The organism is Patescibacteria group bacterium, assembly GCA_041659905.1.
In the GTDB taxonomy this organism is placed as follows: Bacteria; Patescibacteriota; Kazan-3B-28; order Kazan-3B-28; family UBA10110; genus UBA10110.
Genome location: JBAZXK010000001.1, coordinates 203,955 through 220,658 on the forward strand (window position 1 = coordinate 203,955; position 16,704 = coordinate 220,658).

Here is a 16,704-nt window from a genome sequence, read left to right on the forward strand (position 1 = left end):
TAATTGTTATTTAGTGAATAATCGCGGCAAATGTTCGGGGATTCGCGTAACGATTTCGTAGTTAATCGTGTGCGCCCAATCGGCAATATCAGTAGCAGTGATTTTTTTATTCTTACTGGTGCCGATAATCACTACTTCGTCCCCTTCTTTGGCTTTTGGCCTTTTTGTAATATCTAAAATGGTCATATTCATACAGACGCGCCCGACCACCGGGACTACCGCGCCGTTAAGTAGCATAAACCCCATATTGCCTAAGCTCCGGTCAATGCCTTCGGCATAACCCACCGGAACCACCCCCAGTACCATCGGTTTAGGTGCCTGGAAACTACAGCCATACCCGACAAAACTGCCGGCAGGGATTTTTTTAATCGCCACGAGTCGAGTTTTATATTTGAGCGCCGGTTTTAATTTTACTTTTTTAGTTTTGAGAGATCGTTTGGCCCAGGCTTCTACCCCCCGAGACGGCCAGAGTCCGTACATAGCGACTCCTAAGCGGACAGTATTGTAGCGCGATTCCGGTACCAACATGGCTGCCGCTGACGCGGCGGCTGAGACATAGGGAATTTTAGTCCAATCAATACCGATATCGCTTTTCCCGATGCGGGCGAGCACTTTATCGAATTGGAATAATTGATTTTTAGTATAACTATTATTTAATTCTTCTACGCTAGCGAGATGAGTAAAAATACCTTCTAATTCTAACCAACGATGCTGTTTAATTTTTTTAATGATAGTCGGAGTGTCCTCTACTGTAAAACCCAGCCGATTAATCCCGGTCTCTATTTTTACATGGACGCTAGCCCGTTTTTGTAAAATAGTAGCCACTCGACTGGCGTCCGTGAATGATCTTTCGCTAAAGACTGTGAAAGCGACTTTTTGGCGAATCAGCTCTGACATTTCCTCTTTGGCAGTGGGTCCCAATACCACTACCGGCTTGATAATGCCCTTCTTACGCAAAGCCAGAGCCTCAGAGGCACTCACCACCCCCAGGGCATCTGCACCGCTTCTAAAGGCCTGCAAACCCACGTCGAATATGCCATGACCATAGGCATTCGCTTTCACTACTGCTATCAGCTTAGTCCCCGGCCGCTGAAGCTGTCGAATCTGCCTAATATTATGATCAATCGCCCGCAAGTCTAAATTAAGCCATGCTAGGGGAGCCTTCAATTTTCACCTCCTAAGTGAACCTTCAGCATTCAGCGTATAGCATTTAGCATCTAGTGACAACAACCCATCCTATAAGCTAATCCCTAGATGCTGGCCCTAGATGTCTAGATTCTTTACGGATTGAGCGTGAGTCTGAATAAATAATTTACGCGGAGGAACTTCATCGCCCATCAGAGTTGTAAATACTTCTTCGGCTTTAATAGCATCTTCGATATTAACCTGAAGAATAGTCCGATTAGCTGGATCCATGGTCGTCGACCAAAGTTGCGACGGATTCATTTCTCCCAAACCTTTATAGCGCTGAATTTCGGCCAGTTTTTTGCCTCCAGCCACTGCCACAATTTCTTCTCCTTCTCCTTCAATCGTTTCAGCCGGAGTTTCTTCAGTTTCTTCTTCTGCTTCTTCCGATTTAAGTTTGCTTTTTTTAGTAGGTTTTTCTGCTTCCTGTTTTCTGAGTTTATCTAAAATAGTTTCTTTTTCCGGATCGCTGTAGGCATACCACACGTCTTTACCTTTTTTGATAGCATAGAGCGGAGGTTGAGCAATATATAAATAACCTCGGTCGATAATGTCGCGCATATACCGGTAAAAGAAAGTTAACAGCAAAGTTCTAATATGGGCGCCGTCGACGTCGGCATCTGTCATAATAATCACTCGCTTGTAACGGATCTTGTCGATATTAAATTGTTCACTGATGCCGGTACCTAAAGCGATAATGAGAGCCTTGATTTCTTCCGAAGTTAACATCCGGTCCAATCGAGCTCGTTCGACATTCAAAATCTTCCCCCGCAAGGGGAGAATGGCCTGAAAACTCCGGTCACGCCCTTGTTTGGCTGAGCCTCCGGCGCTATCGCCCTCGACAATGTAAATTTCACTTTTATCGGGATCTTTTTCGGAACAATCAGCTAATTTCCCTGGCAAGGTCATACCTTCTAAGGCGCCTTTGCGAATAACCGTATCTCGTGCTGCTCGAGCTGCCAAGCGAGCCTTAGCCGCCAACATAATTTTTGTAATAATCCGTCTGGCATCGGCAGGGTGTTCTTCCAAATAACTCATAAAGTAATCTCCAAACACCGATTCCACTGCTGTCCGAATATCAGTATTGCCTAATTTGGCTTTGGTCTGGCCTTCAAATTGCGGATCAGGGAGTTTCACGCTAATAACGATCGTCAAACCTTCTTTGACATCGTCGCCGGTTAAAGTTTCACCCCCTTCCTTAATAAAATTATGTTTTTTCGCGTAAGCATTCACCGCCCGTGTTAAAGCAGCCCGAAAACCCACTACATGCGTGCCGCCTTCAGCATTATAAATATTGTTAGCAAAAGCGTATAAGGCTTCGGAAAAATCATTATTATATTGTAGAGCGATCTCAACGCGGTTATCGCCAACTTGCTTATCGACATAAAACGGCGGTTCATTCAGTTTAGTATTCTTTTCGTTCAAATGCTCCACATATTGCCGGATCCCGCCCTCAAAATGGAATTTTTCTTTCTTATCGTGCAGGGCACTATTAACTTCAATAATAACGCCCTTGGTTAAATAAGCCTGCTGGCTTAAATAATCAATAATGGTGTCCCAATTATAATCGGTGGTAGTCTCAAAAATTGTCGGGTCAGCTTTCCAAGTAGTCCGGGTACCGACCCAACTAGTGGCTCCGGCTTTCTTGACTGGCGCCACCGCTTCGCCCCGATGATATTCTTGCATCCATAAGTAGCCGTCCCGGCCGACTTCAACTTTCATATATTCGGAGAGGGCATTCACGACCGAAGCCCCGACTCCGTGCAAACCACCAGAAACCTTGTATCCGCCGCCGCCAAATTTACCGCCGGCGTGCAGGGTAGTCATAATTGTTTCCAAAGCGGATTTTTTAGTCACCGGATGAATATCGACCGGAATGCCGCGGCCATCATCTTCTACGGTAATAGAGTAATCCTTATTGATACTCACCTTAACAGTTTTGCCATAACCAGCCATGGCTTCATCAATCGAGTTGTTTACAATTTCCCAAATCAAATGATGCAAACCGGTCACTCCAGTGGAGCCGATATACATCCCGGGACGCTTGCGCACCGGTTTCAAGCCTTCCAGCACTTGAATGTCTTTGGCCCCATAACTCTGGGTGGCTTTACTCGTTTTGACATCTGGTTGCTTAGCATCCTTAATCACCGCCGGCTTGGTCGGTTTAGGGGATTTAACTACCAACTTTTTTACTAATTTTTTAGTCGGTTCAGCAACAGATTTTTTAATTGGTTTTTTCTTGTTTGGCATAATTTCTAAGCGAGAGCACGAGGTCTTTGCCTCTCTCTGCCTGCCTTATTATTTTATCTGATTCCCCTCCCCTGCGCAACACCTAAGACTAACCAAATTATCAGCTCTGGGAGATAAAATTTCTCTATCGTAGGTGGCCGCGATATTGGGTGGTGATTAAATTGATGATTTTGCTTTCCAAAGTTTTAATTTCCGCGTCATTAAGAGTGCGATCCATAGCTTGGACAGTGATTCGCAAACCGATACTCCTACCACCTGTGGGTAATTGATAGACATCAAAAACATCTATTGATTGAATGAGTGCAGAAGCCAGCCAAATTTCATCAACCATCATGCCGGTTGAAACTGTATTAGGTAATTCCACGGAAATATCAAATTGCGAAGAAGGGAATTTGCTGATCTCGCGATATTTTATGCCTCCCTTTTGTAATACCATTAATTCTTGCAAATTAATTTCTCCCCAAACTGTGCCTTCTGGTACATCAATTGAGACAGCTAAGCGCGGGCTGACTTCTTCGATCGTGCCGATGATTTCCCGATCTGACATAATGCGCAAAACATTGATAAAATTATCCTCCGGGCTTCCTGGAATAGCCACGAATTTTAATTTCGGCGTACCGGCAACTACCAATTCAACTATTCCCCGCAATGTCCGATAGGCCTCTTTATTTTTTCCAGAAATCAACATAGAAAGTAACGGAATTTCTACCGGCAACCCACTGTCATCCAAGACAATCCCCTTCCCGTCATCCTGAACTAGTTTCAGGATCTCTACTGGAGATGCTGAACTAAATTCAGCATGACGAATAGAGGCACTGGACTTACCACGAGGGGCCGGCGGCAAAAACACATTGGCGATCTCAAAAATCTTAATTGGTTCATTACCAGCCTTCCCTGCAAATCCTAATAAACTTGGCCAAATATTGGATGATAAATGCGTCCATTGACTATTCAATGGATTGTTGATTTTCAATTCATCATCCAATTGAATGCCCAGTTTCTTGGCCCAATCCTCGCCGATAAAACAGTGGCTCGGAGTTTCAGAAAAACCACATTTGGCCAGTGTATCTTTTAATTCATTAAACTCAACAATTTTTTGATTAACCGCCGGCGCTGACATCGCCACATTAGGCATCGTGGGCTCAACTTTATCTATTCCCCAAATTCGCACCACTTCTTCGGCGATATCGGCCTTTTCTTTAATGTCTGCGCGCCACGGCGGCGGAGTCGCGGCTATATTTTTTCCGTTAGTTTTAACCTCAAAACTCAATCGCTGTAAAATCTTTGTAATATCGCTACCGGTAATTTTAGCTCCCACAAAATCAGAAATTTCTTCCGCAGTAAATTCAACCGACTGATTGGATTTGACCGGCTGGGATACTTCTGCATTACCAGTGGCTATTCTAGATTCCGGAATAATTTGGTGGATTAGATTTAGTACCCGTTTCATTGCCAAGTCAGCCAAATACGGTTGCAATCCCCTCTCAAACCTAATAGAAGCATCAGTGGGAAGCCCCAGACTCTTGCTACCCCGCCGGATAGTTACCGGATTAAATGTGGCGACTTCTACGACAATGTCGTGGGTGATATCAGTGACCCCACTCGGTTCCGAGCCCATAATTCCTGCCAACGCAATAGGGACATCCTCGTCGGCAATTACTGCCACTTCCGGATTTAATTCGTAGGTTTTTCCATCCAACGCCAAAATCTTTTCACCTAGTTTCGCCCGTCTAACTACAATCTTATTGCCAGCCAATTTATCAGCCGCAAACGCATGCACCGGTTGACCTAATTCCAACATCACATAATTAGAAATATCCACGATGTTACTGATCGGCCGGATGCCGCTGCTAATTAATTTTTGCTGTAGCCAATCAGGCGATTCTTTCACTTCTACATTGGCAACATAGTGCGCTAGATACTTGGCGCAAATCTTTTGATCTGGCACTTCCACTACAACTTTGTCTGATGTTTTAATAGCGCTATCTTCCGGATAATCCAAATTTCCCGCAGGGACTCCGATCGCAGCATCGGAGTTACCTTGGCTTAACACCGCCGAAATTTCTCGCGCCAATCCCACATACGATAAATAATCCGGCCGATTAGATAAAATTTTTAAATCTAAAATTGAATCTTCCGAAATTTTCAAATATTCTTGTACCGGCCGGCCAACAGAAGCTTTCTTGTCTAAAACTAAAATCCCCTCGGATTTCTTTTCAATCCCTAACTCTTCGCCGCTACAAATCATGCCAGTTGATTCTACTCCGCGAATTACAGTTGCTTTAATTTCTCCGACCGGGAGCTTTGCTCCGACGAGAGCTAATGGCACTTTTTGGCCGACTTCAATATTGCCGGCTCCGCAGACCACTGTGACTCTTTTACCTAAGCCAATGTCCAGTGTGACTAAATGCAATTTGGTCGCATTGGGATGGGCGTCGATCTGTAAAATCTCGGCTACAATTACCCCCATATATCCGCTGGATTCCCCCGATAGCGTTTCCACTTCGGTAATATGCGTGTTGATTAAATCCGCGAGCGCCATTGGGCTTTCTTTGAATTCAACCAATTCCTTCAACCAATTATACGAGAACTTCATCTTCTACTTCGTTTTTCATGTCATCCTGGACCGACTGGCCAAAGGCCAAGTTCGGATTCAGGATCCAGGCCTGGATTCCGGATCAAGTCCGGAATGACAGGGTTTAAAACTGTTTGATAAATTTCATATCCCCACTCAATAACCACCGAATATCATCAATGCCATATTTCAACATCGCCAAACGTTCAATCCCTCCACCAAAAGCAAATCCACTATATTCATTTGGATCTATTCCCACATTGCGCAACACTTGCGGATGCACCATGCCGGCGCCCATCAATTCTAACCAACCTTTATTGGAGCACCCTTTGCACCCAACACCTTTACATAACCCGCAAGAAATATCTACCTCAAAACTGGGTTCCGTAAAAGGGAAAAAGCTAGGACGCAACCTTATATCGTGATCATCTCCCAATATTCTGCGCACAAAATGTAGGAGAACTGATTTCAAATGCGCCACGCTGATATTTTTATCAATCATCAATCCTTCGATTTGGGAGAACACCGCCGCATGGGTAGCATCTTCCGCCTCAAACCGAAAAGTCCGCCCTGGGGCAATAATTCTGATCGGCGGCTTGTGGCTTAACATATATCTAATTTGGACCGGCGAAGTATGCGTCCGTAGTAGAGTATTATTTTTTCCATCCGGTTCGTGGCGCAACCAAAAAGTATCCCACTCGTCTCGGGCTGGATGGCTAGCTGGGATATTCAACATATCGAAATTGTATTGTTCAGTTTCCGCTTCCGGCCCTTCAGCTACTTCAAAGCCCAATTCCTTGAAAATATCCACCAATTCCCTATTTATATATGTGAGCGGGCTTAGGTGCCCCACTTCCGGCTTGATTCCCGGAATGGTCGTATCGCGCTCCGTGGCTGACTTCTGTTTGATAGTAAAAACTTCTTGTTTCTTAATTTCTAAAAGTTGGGTTATTTCCGCCTTAACCTGATTGATCAAAATCCCAACTTGCTTGCGCTCTTCCGGTGACAAATTGCCCAGTCCAGCCATGATTTCTGATAGGGGCGACTTTCGTCCCAACAGCCTTGCTTCTACCAACTGTAAATCTGCAACTCCCGCAGTGGCAATTGCAACTCTGGCTTCCTCTAATAATTGTTTAATTTTTTGTTCCATTCGCTAATTGTTCGTCATTCTGGGGAGTCCCTGGGACGACTCCAGAATCTTATATATGATCCTGGACGAAGCCAGGATGACAATGTAATGAAATCATTGTCGACTAATCCTTAAAATATAGAGCTAAAATGAAGGCGATGACGGCGATGATTAATCCATTCCACCATGCCAAGACATGGATGGTCTGGAGAAAGAAAAACACCGTTAGCGCTACACTACCGATAATACCTAATTTTAAGGAGGATGAGAACAGTACCGAGAAATCGAGCAAGCCTCGTTTTAAATACCAAAAATAAATTAACGAAGTCAGGACTCCCGCCCAAAATATCAAAAAACTGGCAAACAGAAGCGCAAATACTCCCCAATGCGAATTGTAAGGGTCAAATTTCCAAATAATAATCCAAAAGGCAATTGTCGCAATAATCGACGCTGCCCAGATCCCCCACAAATTTTTTCCTAATGGCACCCCTCCCATAAATACATCTTATCACCAATAAAACCGCCTCAGTTTGTGATAAATTGTGAATAAGAACAAATAAATTCTGGAATAGATTATGTTCATACAAATTCTGGTTTATGGCTTAATTGCCGGCGCAATTTATGCCTTAGTCGCAAGCGGGTTCTCTTTAATCTATTCTACTTGCCGATTTGTTCATTTTGCCCACGGTACCACCGTCGCTGTAGCCGCTTATATTCTTTATTTATTGTTTCACCAACTTGGTTTCAATTTTTGGCTGGCTGCAATTTTAACTGTGCTCCTGACTGGATTATTCGGATGGCTGATGAACGCCACTGTCTACGAAGCGCTCAGAAAAAGAAAAGCTAGTAATGTCATTCTGCTGATCGCCAGTGTCGCCATCTTAATCCTTCTGGAATCGTTGTTATTACTGTTTTTCGGCGCGGATGTTAAAACCATTGATTTCTTAAAGGTATCTCAAGGATTAAATATCGGTGCCGCCATCATTACCCCTCTGCAAATAGTAATTATTGCGGTAGCGCTGGTTCTGCTGATATTTTTATTCTGGTTTATGAAAAACACTCATTTAGGCAAAGCTCTACGAGCGGTATCAAACAATCGAGATCTGGCAGAAATTGTGGGAATTTCCTCAAGAGCCATTTATTCCTGGTCATTTATTATTGGTTCGGCTGTCGCAGGCATAGCTGGGATTTTAGTCAGCTTAGAACAAAATATCGAACCGACTATGGGTACTAGTTTAATTATTAAAGGGTTCACCGGTGCCATTATCGGAGGTATTGGTTCGGTTCCAGGAGCGATTTTGGGTTCATTACTTTTAGGACTCGCCGAAAACTTCGGCATCTGGTTTCTCCCTTCCGGATATAAAGATGCGATCGCTTTTGTGATTCTATTTTTGTTTTTAATCTTCATGCCTAAAGGCATCCTGGGTTCCAAAAATGATAACAAATAATCCTTTCTTATGATTAGTGCTTATTTTATTCATCTGCTTATTCTGGCCGGTATTTATATTATCTTGGCGTTGTCTCTCCAATTATCTATCGGCTTCACCGGCATGTTGAATTTGGGCCATATCGCTTTCTACGCTATCGGCGGCTATACTTCGGCATTGTTGCTTTTGCATGGCTGGCCGTTTCTGGCATCACTATTGGTTGCTGGGTTGCTGGCTATGGCTTCTGGGTTTCTACTGGGGCTCCCTACCCACCGGCTCAAGGGTGATTATTTAGCCTTAACCACACTCGGATTTTCCTTTGTAGTTTACGCACTAGCTATTAACTGGTCAGAATTAACCAGGGGGCCCCTGGGAATTCCAGGCATCCCGCGACCAGAGATATTCGGTCTGCAATTTTCTTCCAATGTTTCTTTTTTGCTATTAACTGTTGTGCTGATATTAATCACCTATTTCACGCTCAAAAAAATTACCACCTCTCGCTTTGGCAAGGTTCTGGAAGCTATTAGAGACGATGAAACTGCTGTTAAAATCTTGGGGAAACCCACATTTAAAATTAAATTGATTTCTCTAGGTACAGCTGCTTTTTTTGCAGGAATTGCCGGAGCATTATACGCCAGCTACATCACCTTTATTGACCCTTCATCTTTTACAATTATGCAGCTGATCCCGATTCTGTCGATGGTAATTATTGGCGGGGCGGCTTCTCTGGAAGGCACTATTTTAGCTGCCGTAGTTCTCACACTACTGCCGGAACCATTGCGCTTTATTGGATTTCCGTCAACAATTATCGGCCCCATCCGACAAGTGATTTATGCCTTAGCCCTCTTAGTTATTTTAATTTATAGACCTAAAGGCTTTTACGGAAAAGTGAAACTAGAGTAAACATGTTAAAACTAACTCACGTTAAAAAATACTTTGGTGGAGTAAAAGCAGTGAATGACTGCAGTTTTGAGATTAAACCCGGAAAAATTACTGCTCTTATCGGGCCCAACGGAGCCGGAAAATCCACTATTTTTAATCTGATTTCCGGATTAGACAAGATTGATTCGGGTAAGATCGAATTTAACGGTCAACCAATTGCTGGCTTGTCACCGGAACAGATTTCTAACCTAGGAATGTCTCGTCTTTTTCAACAACCCAGACTATTTAACAATTTAACTGTATTAGAAAACGTATTATTAGCTGTCGATAACGAGGATACTAAATTCTGGAAAAATTTTCTTAGTCCCGCGACAACCGATAACAAAAAGATCCAACAGGCAGAAGCGGTGCTGGATGATGTCGGCATCAAAGAAAAAAAAGATCAGTTTGCTTCCGATTTAAGTTTTGGCCAAAAAAGATTAGTAGAGCTGGCTAGGGTTTTACTTAATCCCCATGTTTTATTGATGCTGGACGAGCCAGTGGCAGGAGTAAACCCCAAACTAAGAAGTCAGATCACAGAAGTTTTAACCCGCCTCGCCGCCCAAGGAGATACGATTCTTTTAATCGAACACGATATGAACTTTACTCTTAAAATCTCTGACCGTGTCATTGTGATGGACGAAGGCAAAGTTTTGGCCGATGGCACGCCGGAAGAAATCCGCAATGACCCGAAAGTATTATCAGCTTACTTAGGCGAATGATTACCATTTCTAATCTAAAATCCGGCTATAACCGCATGGAAGTCCTAAAAGGGATAGACTTTAACGCCAGTACTAAAGAAATTACGGCTATTATCGGCCCTAATGGTTCAGGTAAATCCACTATCCTTAAAAGTATTTTCAACCTCTGTGATATTTATTCTGGCCAAATTAAATTCCTGAACCAAGAAATTACTCGTACCCCAACCCATCAGTTAATCCGACTGGGGATTAGTTACGTTCCGCAGGGTCGCCAAGTCTTTGGTAATTTGTCTGTCCGGGAAAATCTGGAAATCGGCGCCTTTATTTTTTCCGACCGTAAATTAGTTGAACAACGGATCGATGCCATATTCAAGCGCTTTAGTTTTCTGAAAGAAAAACAGCACGATTACGCCTACACCCTCTCAGGCGGTCAACAACAGATGCTATCTATTGCGAGAGCTCTTATGCAAGGCCCCAAATTACTGTTGCTGGATGAACCCTCTTTGGGTTTATCTCCTAAGATGGTTCAGGAAGTCTTCGCCAAACTAACCGAGATCAACCAGGAAGGGATTACTATTATTGTTGTCGAGCAAAATGCTAAACAAGCCATCGCTATCGCCGACAAAATTTATATTTTAGAGGAGGGTAAAATCGCCCTCACTGGCGGCAAAGAAATTCTCTCCCATCCTAAAATCAAGAATATCTATCTAGGCGGAAATTAACTTTCGCAAAATCTAAAAACTGCCGTGGTTAAACGGCAGAGATAAAACGAGAAAGCTAAGTACAAATAATCTAATCATCTCTCATAGAACTCCTTAGGAACGGCAGTAAATAAACAGTTTTCTATCCACCAGCTCTTGGAGACCTCATTATGGCAACTAACTGGTTTAAGCTCCAGGTGTTTTGTTCGGGATGCACGGAAATATCCCAGCGATACATCAAACTTAATCGCTGGATAGCAACTACATATAGTGCCATCATCACTCACTTGTACTTGCATAGTACAACCAAGCGATACTACCTCTTTAGATGCAACAGAAATGTTATGATAACTTTCATATTCCTGTCTCCCGTCAGACAATAACGGGTAATCTCGTAACAGAATATCCGTTATACGGATATCTGCTGGCAGTAATCCAAGAGATCGCATAAATTCCAACACATCGTTAGTTGAAATATAGCTCAGTGGGCTAGAAAAATTCATCAATACCACTGGAACCATCGCAGCCCTATCGCCATAGTTTATTTCTGGCGGCGCAGGAACATCATTGGCCGGCAATATGGAGCTCATTAGTTCCGCCATAATGTCCGGGCTGGCTTCTTTGCACACCATTCCAGGCTTAACTATACTGTCAAACCGTGGAGTCGAGTTAAATGCACTACTATTTACCCACACTGGGAATACGGGATTCCCGATTAGTCGTCGCTCACATCCCTGATTTAACACTTTGTCCCAATCTACCATTTTTCTCCTCCAAAAGCCTTCGACCTGCGCTGCAGGGAGGCAATTTTTTATTGTCAAAGAATTTATTTTAACCTTCGTAATCCCTTCTCTTTGATGGAGAAATAATTGCGAAGAGGTTAAATCTAGTATTTAAAGCTTATTAAAGGGAAACTATTTGGCCATTCTTGAGCGTTTTGGCTTCGACATCGGTGACTGCATCTCCATTTTTATCGAAGTTGAAATTACCCACCGCCCCCGGCCAATTTTTAATTTTATTGTTGAAATAATTCTTTACTTTATCAGGAGCATCACCACCCTTCTCAATCGCTTCTCCTAGTAAATATACCGAATCATAATAGGTAGCAATATAAACAGTTGGCATAGGACCTTCGATAGTGTTGTATCTGGCCTTGAACTCAGCTAAAACTGTCGCGGTTTTTGAATTGGCTTCATCAAATTTCGGCTGAGTAAAGATGGCCCCTTCTAATAAATTCTTGTAAGCGTCATCGTAATAATTTAACGCTTCTGGGTTAATAATGGCTTCACTGGTATATATTTTTGGTTCAAACCCGAGTTCTTTCATCTGCTTTAAAATCAGCGCTGAGGTTTTATATGATTGGATGACAAGATAGATTGTGTTTATATTTTGACTTTTAAACTTAGCCAATATTGTTCTGAAGTCAGTTGTCCCAGAAGCAAATGTCTCATCTAGTTGTATTTCCCCGCCTTGAGAAATAAAGTAACTGCTAAATGCTTTCTTTAGAGCTTGGGGATAATCAATATTTTCCGAAATTGTGCCAATATCTTTATCTCCTTTACTAATAGCAACCTTAGCAATTTCTTTAGCAGTATAATCATCGGAAGCTAGGTTTCTAAAAATATAATCACCCGCATTAGTGATATCGGGACTCCCGGAGCCTGGTGAAAATAAAATCACTTTGTTGGTTTCCGCTACCGGAGCCATCGCCAAAGTTTCTCCACTGCACAGCCCGCCAATCACATATTGGACTTTGTCAACATTGATCAATTTATTAATAGCCGTGGTGGCACTGGCGCCATCACATTTGCCATCTTCGTAGACTACGTCAAAATTTATCTTGTGGGTGGCATTAAAATCATCAATTCCCAATTTAAAAGCCTTAGTCGTATATTCACCGTAGCTGGCGGCATTACCAGTTTGAGGAGCCACAAATCCGATTTTAATCAACGTCTTGTCTTGGGCTTTAGAATCATCCCGAGCAAAACTAAAGCTCATTGATAAAGCTATCACGACAACCAACACTAACCCGCCTAACCAGAACCAATAATTCTTACTTAGTGAACCCATATGTTTCCTCGCTACTAATAGATATTTAATAAAATATTGGGCTGATGATGATAATTGCGCTCCCAGAGCTACTTATTTGCCATCACCGTAAGCTTAGGGTACTCCCAAACCTGATTTGTGTCAATGATTAGCGTCATAATTTACTACCGGATTATGCTCCTTGTTAGTTTTTCTATAGGATATTTATAGTTGACAGGGATGGGCATTAGGGTGTATAATGTAAATAATGTCGTAACTTAGCGACACATAAATACAACCAACCATTATGAGCTACAAAGACCAGCTGTCTACCCTCGGACTCAGCAATATGGAGATCAAGGCTTATCTCGCCTTACTAGAGATCGGATCGGCAACGGTCTTAAAGTTATCCCACAAAACCGGGATCAAGCGCACTACGATGTACGATGTGGTGGAAGGATTAATCCACAAGAAACTAATTACTCTGACCGAAAAAGGTAATAAGAGATCGTACCACGCCGAAAACCCGAAAAAAATCGATGGCCTACTTGCGGAAGAAGAAAGAAAATTAGCTGAAAAAAGAAAGAATTTTTTAACAATAATTCCGGAGCTCTCTTCCCTGTTTAATGCTCATGACAAAAAACCCAAAATTCGTTTTTACGAAGGGTTTGAAGGCATTAAAACTGCTTTTGAAGAAACGTTGGAACTCCCCCGCAACACCGAAACATTAGCCTATGGTAGCGCTTACCAATTAGACTCTTTGTCATACCAAGAATACATTCTAGATTATATTAGTCGTCGGGTTGCCAAAGGTATTTACCAGCGAGCGATTATTAATGATTCTCCTGTTGCTGCCAAAAAATTTCAGGCCGATGATAAAGCCCAATTGCGTAATACTATTTTAGTAGATGAAAAAACCTTTCCATTTGTGGATGAAGTTAATATCTACGGCAACAAAGTTTCTATTGTTTCCTTTAAAGATGAGTTGACTTTGATTATCGAAAGCGAGGCTATCGCCAGAACCCAACGATCTTTCTTTGAAATGTCTTGGATAACTGCCCAGCAAATCGGCAAACTAAGCCCGAATCCGTATGTCCCCCCGAAGAGGGAAAAATAAAAGCCAGATCCCTCCACTACGGTCGGGATGACAGAGATAAAAGTGTCTAGGCCTGGATTCCCGCCTACGCGGGAATGACAATGAGAGGGTTAGATTTTGAGGATGTGGAAGCCGGAGAGGGATTTAGGAAGAGTTTGGCCCCAGTCGGTGGAGATGAGCCGGCTATCCAACATCCAGATGGCATTGGTTTTACTATAAAGCTCAGCCAAATTAGTCCTGAATTTTACAATCGCTTTTGGCAAACCATAATCGGCAAATTCATTGCGGAACCGATCTTTGGCTAACAAACTACTTAGAGACCCGGGGATATCAAACGGCATGGTGAGAAAAACAGTTTTGTCTAAACCGTCCACTACTGGTAAGAATTTAGGCAAATTGGTGCCGCTGATTAATAAAGTAAAGCCATCTAAGGCTGACAATTTGTCGTGAAGCATTTCTACATTTCCTGCCACGTTCTGGCTGAATAGGTTGATGTTAGTCAAGGCTGGTTTATACATCTCAAAGAATTCTGCCATCATTGCCACATTCGGAAAGACTACCAGGATTTTTTCTTGCGGGCTGATAGCTTTCTTGGTGATATATTCGAAAATTTCTGACTGATAATTATCGTCACGATTGCGATCTGGCAGGCCAGAGACAAAGGTGATGGGTTTAGATCCTTCCCTGCCTTTTGTCATTCCGACCGGAGTGGAGGAATCTCCGAGATCCCTCGACTGCGCTCGGGATGACACCACAATGGGCTCACTGATGATATCGGAGATAAAGTCGGGTTTGCTGTTCACTAATACCCCGTTGCTGGCGATTATAATAGATAAATTCTTTACTCCCTCCCCTCCTATCCTCCCCTCCGGCAGGGGAGGAATTATGCGATTGCCCCCCTTAGAAATAGGAGGAACTAATCGCTGCCAGATGTTGGGGACGGGTTGTTTGACTATATTTAAAATCACGCGGTCGTTGTAACCATTTAGATAATTTTTAACTGATTGACCTGGATGAGCGAACAGCTCTAGATGCTCTAACAAGTTTGTCGTGTGTTCAACCTGTCTTTGCTGGGCGGATGGGTTGGCAAAAGAAAAAGATTTAACCTTTTCCAAATATTGATTTAATGTTGTGACTACCATCTCGGCTTTAGTTTTTACGGCCTTGCCGGTTTTATCAGCCACCAGCAGCCCGCTAATTTCCAGGGCCGACCCCGCGGCTTGCTCTCCCCATAATTCTTCCACACTTTTCCACCAATCATTCAATTCGCTGCCTAGATTATTTAGCAGTTTAAATAATTCATCAGCTGTTTTGTTGTCTGTCACAAAATCGTGCACAAAATCGCGCCGGCTCGCTACCAGTGCATTCACATACAGCGAAGTAAACATTTTAGCGGACTTATTAGTCGCCCATTCGTCAAACTCCACCCATTGCGGCAGATAAATATGTTTTTTATTCAAAACGTCTGAATTGTTGTCTAAAATTTCATAAAAACTTGCAAAATTCATCACTGTTTTCTGCGGTAAGTCGGCAACCTTAAACTGTAAGGGCGCTAATTTTTGTTCCCACAAATAAAACTCGTCTTTGGTGAGATAAGTATCCGCCGGATTGAATGGTTTCTTGGGATAACCTGTCAGTAAAATTTTGGCTAATAATTTGAACTCTGTAGATTTGATTTTCGATTTATTGATGAGGAAATTAAACCGCTCGGGGTCTAATTGCAAAACTGATCCAAAATAGGGATTGAGGCCAAATTTAGTCCAATCAGTTTTTTGAAAAACATCATTACTGACAACCAAAACCGCATTTTCATCGTTAACCGCAAAATTAATATTAGTAGCCATTTGCGGCATCTCGGGCGATAATTCATAAACGTTGAAGCCGGGATTTATTGTCATCCCGAGCTTGTCGAGGGATCTCTGGGCTCTAGTGTCTCGAGATTCTTCGACTGCGCCCTGCTGGGCTCCGCTCAGAATGACAGAGGGAGTGGAGAAGAGCCAGGAGATGTTTTCGTCAAAGATCCAGGACCATTCCCAGTCTGATTTGGCGGACAATTCGCGAATACTTTTCAGAATATCTACCGGCACATTTTGGGCCAAACCTACTAACGCATTCACTAAATCCACCGTAGCTAGAACATCGCTCATCGCCCGGTGACTCGGCTGATTTGGTAAATCTAAATATTTGGATAAATACTGCATACTATGAAATGGCACTTTGGGTAGGAGCGTGATGGCTAAATCCAAAGTATCCATATCATGCCCTGCCGGATCAATCCCGTGCGATTTCAAAAAATCCGTATCAAAACTGATGTTGTGACCCACAATCGGCAAATCGCCCACAAATTCCAGCAATTTTTCTCTGACTTCGGAAATATCCGGGGCAGTTTCCAACTCTTCCGGTTGAATACCTGTCAGCACTGATACGGTTACATTCAATGGGTTAGCCGGTTTGATGAGAGTCTGGAATTTATCCACAATTTTCCCATCCGAAACCCGGGCAGCCGCAATCTCAATGATGCTATCCCGCCTCGCCTCTACCCCGGTAGTTTCGGTGTCTAGAACTATTAAATCCATAAATCTATCATACACTACTACCCCATAAGGCCTTCCTCTGGTTCTTTTTTTGTCATCCTAGGGCTTGACCCGAGGATCCAGACAGAAAAACAAACAAAACATTTAATTCGCCTGG

The 16,704-nt window shown here is 43.0% G+C and carries 13 protein-coding genes; 5 read left to right on the plus strand and 8 right to left on the minus strand.

All coding sequences use genetic code 11. The annotated features are described in order from the left end of the window. Positions 1–6 precede the first annotated feature (6 nt). The 5 genes from alr to WC805_01115 form a co-directional block, all read right to left on the minus strand. Positions 7–1,167: an alanine racemase gene (gene alr, locus WC805_01095; protein MFA5967099.1), complete on the minus strand. Its 1,161-nt coding sequence runs from the start codon at positions 1,165–1,167 to the stop codon at positions 7–9. A gap of 96 nt (positions 1,168–1,263) precedes the next feature. Further along, positions 1,264–3,435, minus strand: a complete 2,172-nt coding sequence (gyrB, locus tag WC805_01100) for a DNA topoisomerase (ATP-hydrolyzing) subunit B (protein ID MFA5967100.1) — start codon at positions 3,433–3,435, stop codon at positions 1,264–1,266. A 124-nt stretch (positions 3,436–3,559) separates the two neighbouring features. Then, complete coding sequence (pheT, locus tag WC805_01105) at positions 3,560–6,031, minus strand: phenylalanine--tRNA ligase subunit beta (protein MFA5967101.1); 2,472 nt, start codon at positions 6,029–6,031, stop codon at positions 3,560–3,562. Positions 6,032–6,134: 103 nt separating this feature from the next. After that, positions 6,135–7,160: a phenylalanine--tRNA ligase subunit alpha gene (pheS, locus tag WC805_01110; protein ID MFA5967102.1), complete on the minus strand. Its 1,026-nt coding sequence runs from the start codon at positions 7,158–7,160 to the stop codon at positions 6,135–6,137. Positions 7,161–7,263: 103 nt separating this feature from the next. Further along, complete coding sequence (locus WC805_01115) at positions 7,264–7,626, minus strand: hypothetical protein (protein ID MFA5967103.1); 363 nt, start codon at positions 7,624–7,626, stop codon at positions 7,264–7,266. A gap of 88 nt (positions 7,627–7,714) precedes the next feature. Between WC805_01115 and WC805_01120 the strand changes: the two genes are divergently transcribed. Genes WC805_01120 through WC805_01135 form a run of 4 tightly spaced genes read left to right on the plus strand, consistent with a single transcriptional unit; the run spans position 7,715 to position 10,910 of the window. Next, on the plus strand, positions 7,715–8,587 hold the full coding sequence (locus WC805_01120) for a branched-chain amino acid ABC transporter permease (protein MFA5967104.1): 873 nt from the start codon (positions 7,715–7,717) through the stop codon (positions 8,585–8,587). A 9-nt stretch (positions 8,588–8,596) separates the two neighbouring features. Beyond that, the gene (locus tag WC805_01125; protein ID MFA5967105.1) at positions 8,597–9,469 is read left to right on the plus strand and encodes a branched-chain amino acid ABC transporter permease; all 873 of its coding nucleotides are present in this window, start codon (positions 8,597–8,599) and stop codon (positions 9,467–9,469) included. Positions 9,470–9,471: 2 nt separating this feature from the next. Further along, positions 9,472–10,209 carry an ABC transporter ATP-binding protein gene (locus tag WC805_01130; GenBank protein ID MFA5967106.1) on the plus strand — a complete coding sequence of 246 codons (738 nt, stop codon included), beginning with the start codon at positions 9,472–9,474 and terminating at the stop codon, positions 10,207–10,209. Continuing rightward, complete coding sequence (locus tag WC805_01135) at positions 10,206–10,910, plus strand: ABC transporter ATP-binding protein (GenBank protein ID MFA5967107.1); 705 nt, start codon at positions 10,206–10,208, stop codon at positions 10,908–10,910. Before WC805_01130 ends, WC805_01135 begins: the two co-directional genes overlap by 4 nt. A 74-nt stretch (positions 10,911–10,984) precedes the next feature. On the opposite strand, the gene WC805_01140 is transcribed toward WC805_01135, so the two are convergent. Continuing rightward, positions 10,985–11,653 carry a hypothetical protein gene (locus WC805_01140; GenBank protein ID MFA5967108.1) on the minus strand — a complete coding sequence of 223 codons (669 nt, stop codon included), beginning with the start codon at positions 11,651–11,653 and terminating at the stop codon, positions 10,985–10,987. A 139-nt stretch (positions 11,654–11,792) separates the two neighbouring features. Beyond that, complete coding sequence (locus WC805_01145) at positions 11,793–12,959, minus strand: ABC transporter substrate-binding protein (protein MFA5967109.1); 1,167 nt, start codon at positions 12,957–12,959, stop codon at positions 11,793–11,795. Between the two features lie 265 nt (positions 12,960–13,224). Between WC805_01145 and WC805_01150 the strand changes: the two genes are divergently transcribed. Beyond that, on the plus strand, positions 13,225–14,034 hold the full coding sequence (locus tag WC805_01150) for a helix-turn-helix domain-containing protein (GenBank protein ID MFA5967110.1): 810 nt from the start codon (positions 13,225–13,227) through the stop codon (positions 14,032–14,034). Between the two features lie 89 nt (positions 14,035–14,123). Here WC805_01150 and WC805_01155 read toward each other — a convergent pair whose 3' ends face one another. Further along, positions 14,124–16,589, minus strand: a complete 2,466-nt coding sequence (locus WC805_01155; GenBank protein ID MFA5967111.1) for an exonuclease domain-containing protein — start codon at positions 16,587–16,589, stop codon at positions 14,124–14,126. Positions 16,590–16,704: the final 115 nt, after the last annotated feature.

Coding starts and splice junctions, on each gene's coding strand:
- WC805_01135 (MFA5967107.1), top strand. CDS start 10,206: ATGATTACCATTTCTAATCTAAAATCCGGCTATAACCGCATGGAAGTC.
- pheT (MFA5967101.1), bottom strand. CDS start 6,031: ATGAAGTTCTCGTATAATTGGTTGAAGGAATTGGTTGAATTCAAAGAA.
- WC805_01125 (MFA5967105.1), top strand. CDS start 8,597: ATGATTAGTGCTTATTTTATTCATCTGCTTATTCTGGCCGGTATTTAT.
- WC805_01140 (MFA5967108.1), bottom strand. CDS start 11,653: ATGGTAGATTGGGACAAAGTGTTAAATCAGGGATGTGAGCGACGACTA.
- WC805_01130 (MFA5967106.1), top strand. CDS start 9,472: ATGTTAAAACTAACTCACGTTAAAAAATACTTTGGTGGAGTAAAAGCA.
- WC805_01150 (MFA5967110.1), top strand. CDS start 13,225: ATGAGCTACAAAGACCAGCTGTCTACCCTCGGACTCAGCAATATGGAG.
- WC805_01120 (MFA5967104.1), top strand. CDS start 7,715: ATGTTCATACAAATTCTGGTTTATGGCTTAATTGCCGGCGCAATTTAT.
- gyrB (MFA5967100.1), bottom strand. CDS start 3,435: ATGCCAAACAAGAAAAAACCAATTAAAAAATCTGTTGCTGAACCGACT.
- WC805_01145 (MFA5967109.1), bottom strand. CDS start 12,959: ATGGGTTCACTAAGTAAGAATTATTGGTTCTGGTTAGGCGGGTTAGTG.
- pheS (MFA5967102.1), bottom strand. CDS start 7,160: ATGGAACAAAAAATTAAACAATTATTAGAGGAAGCCAGAGTTGCAATT.
- WC805_01155 (MFA5967111.1), bottom strand. CDS start 16,589: ATGGATTTAATAGTTCTAGACACCGAAACTACCGGGGTAGAGGCGAGG.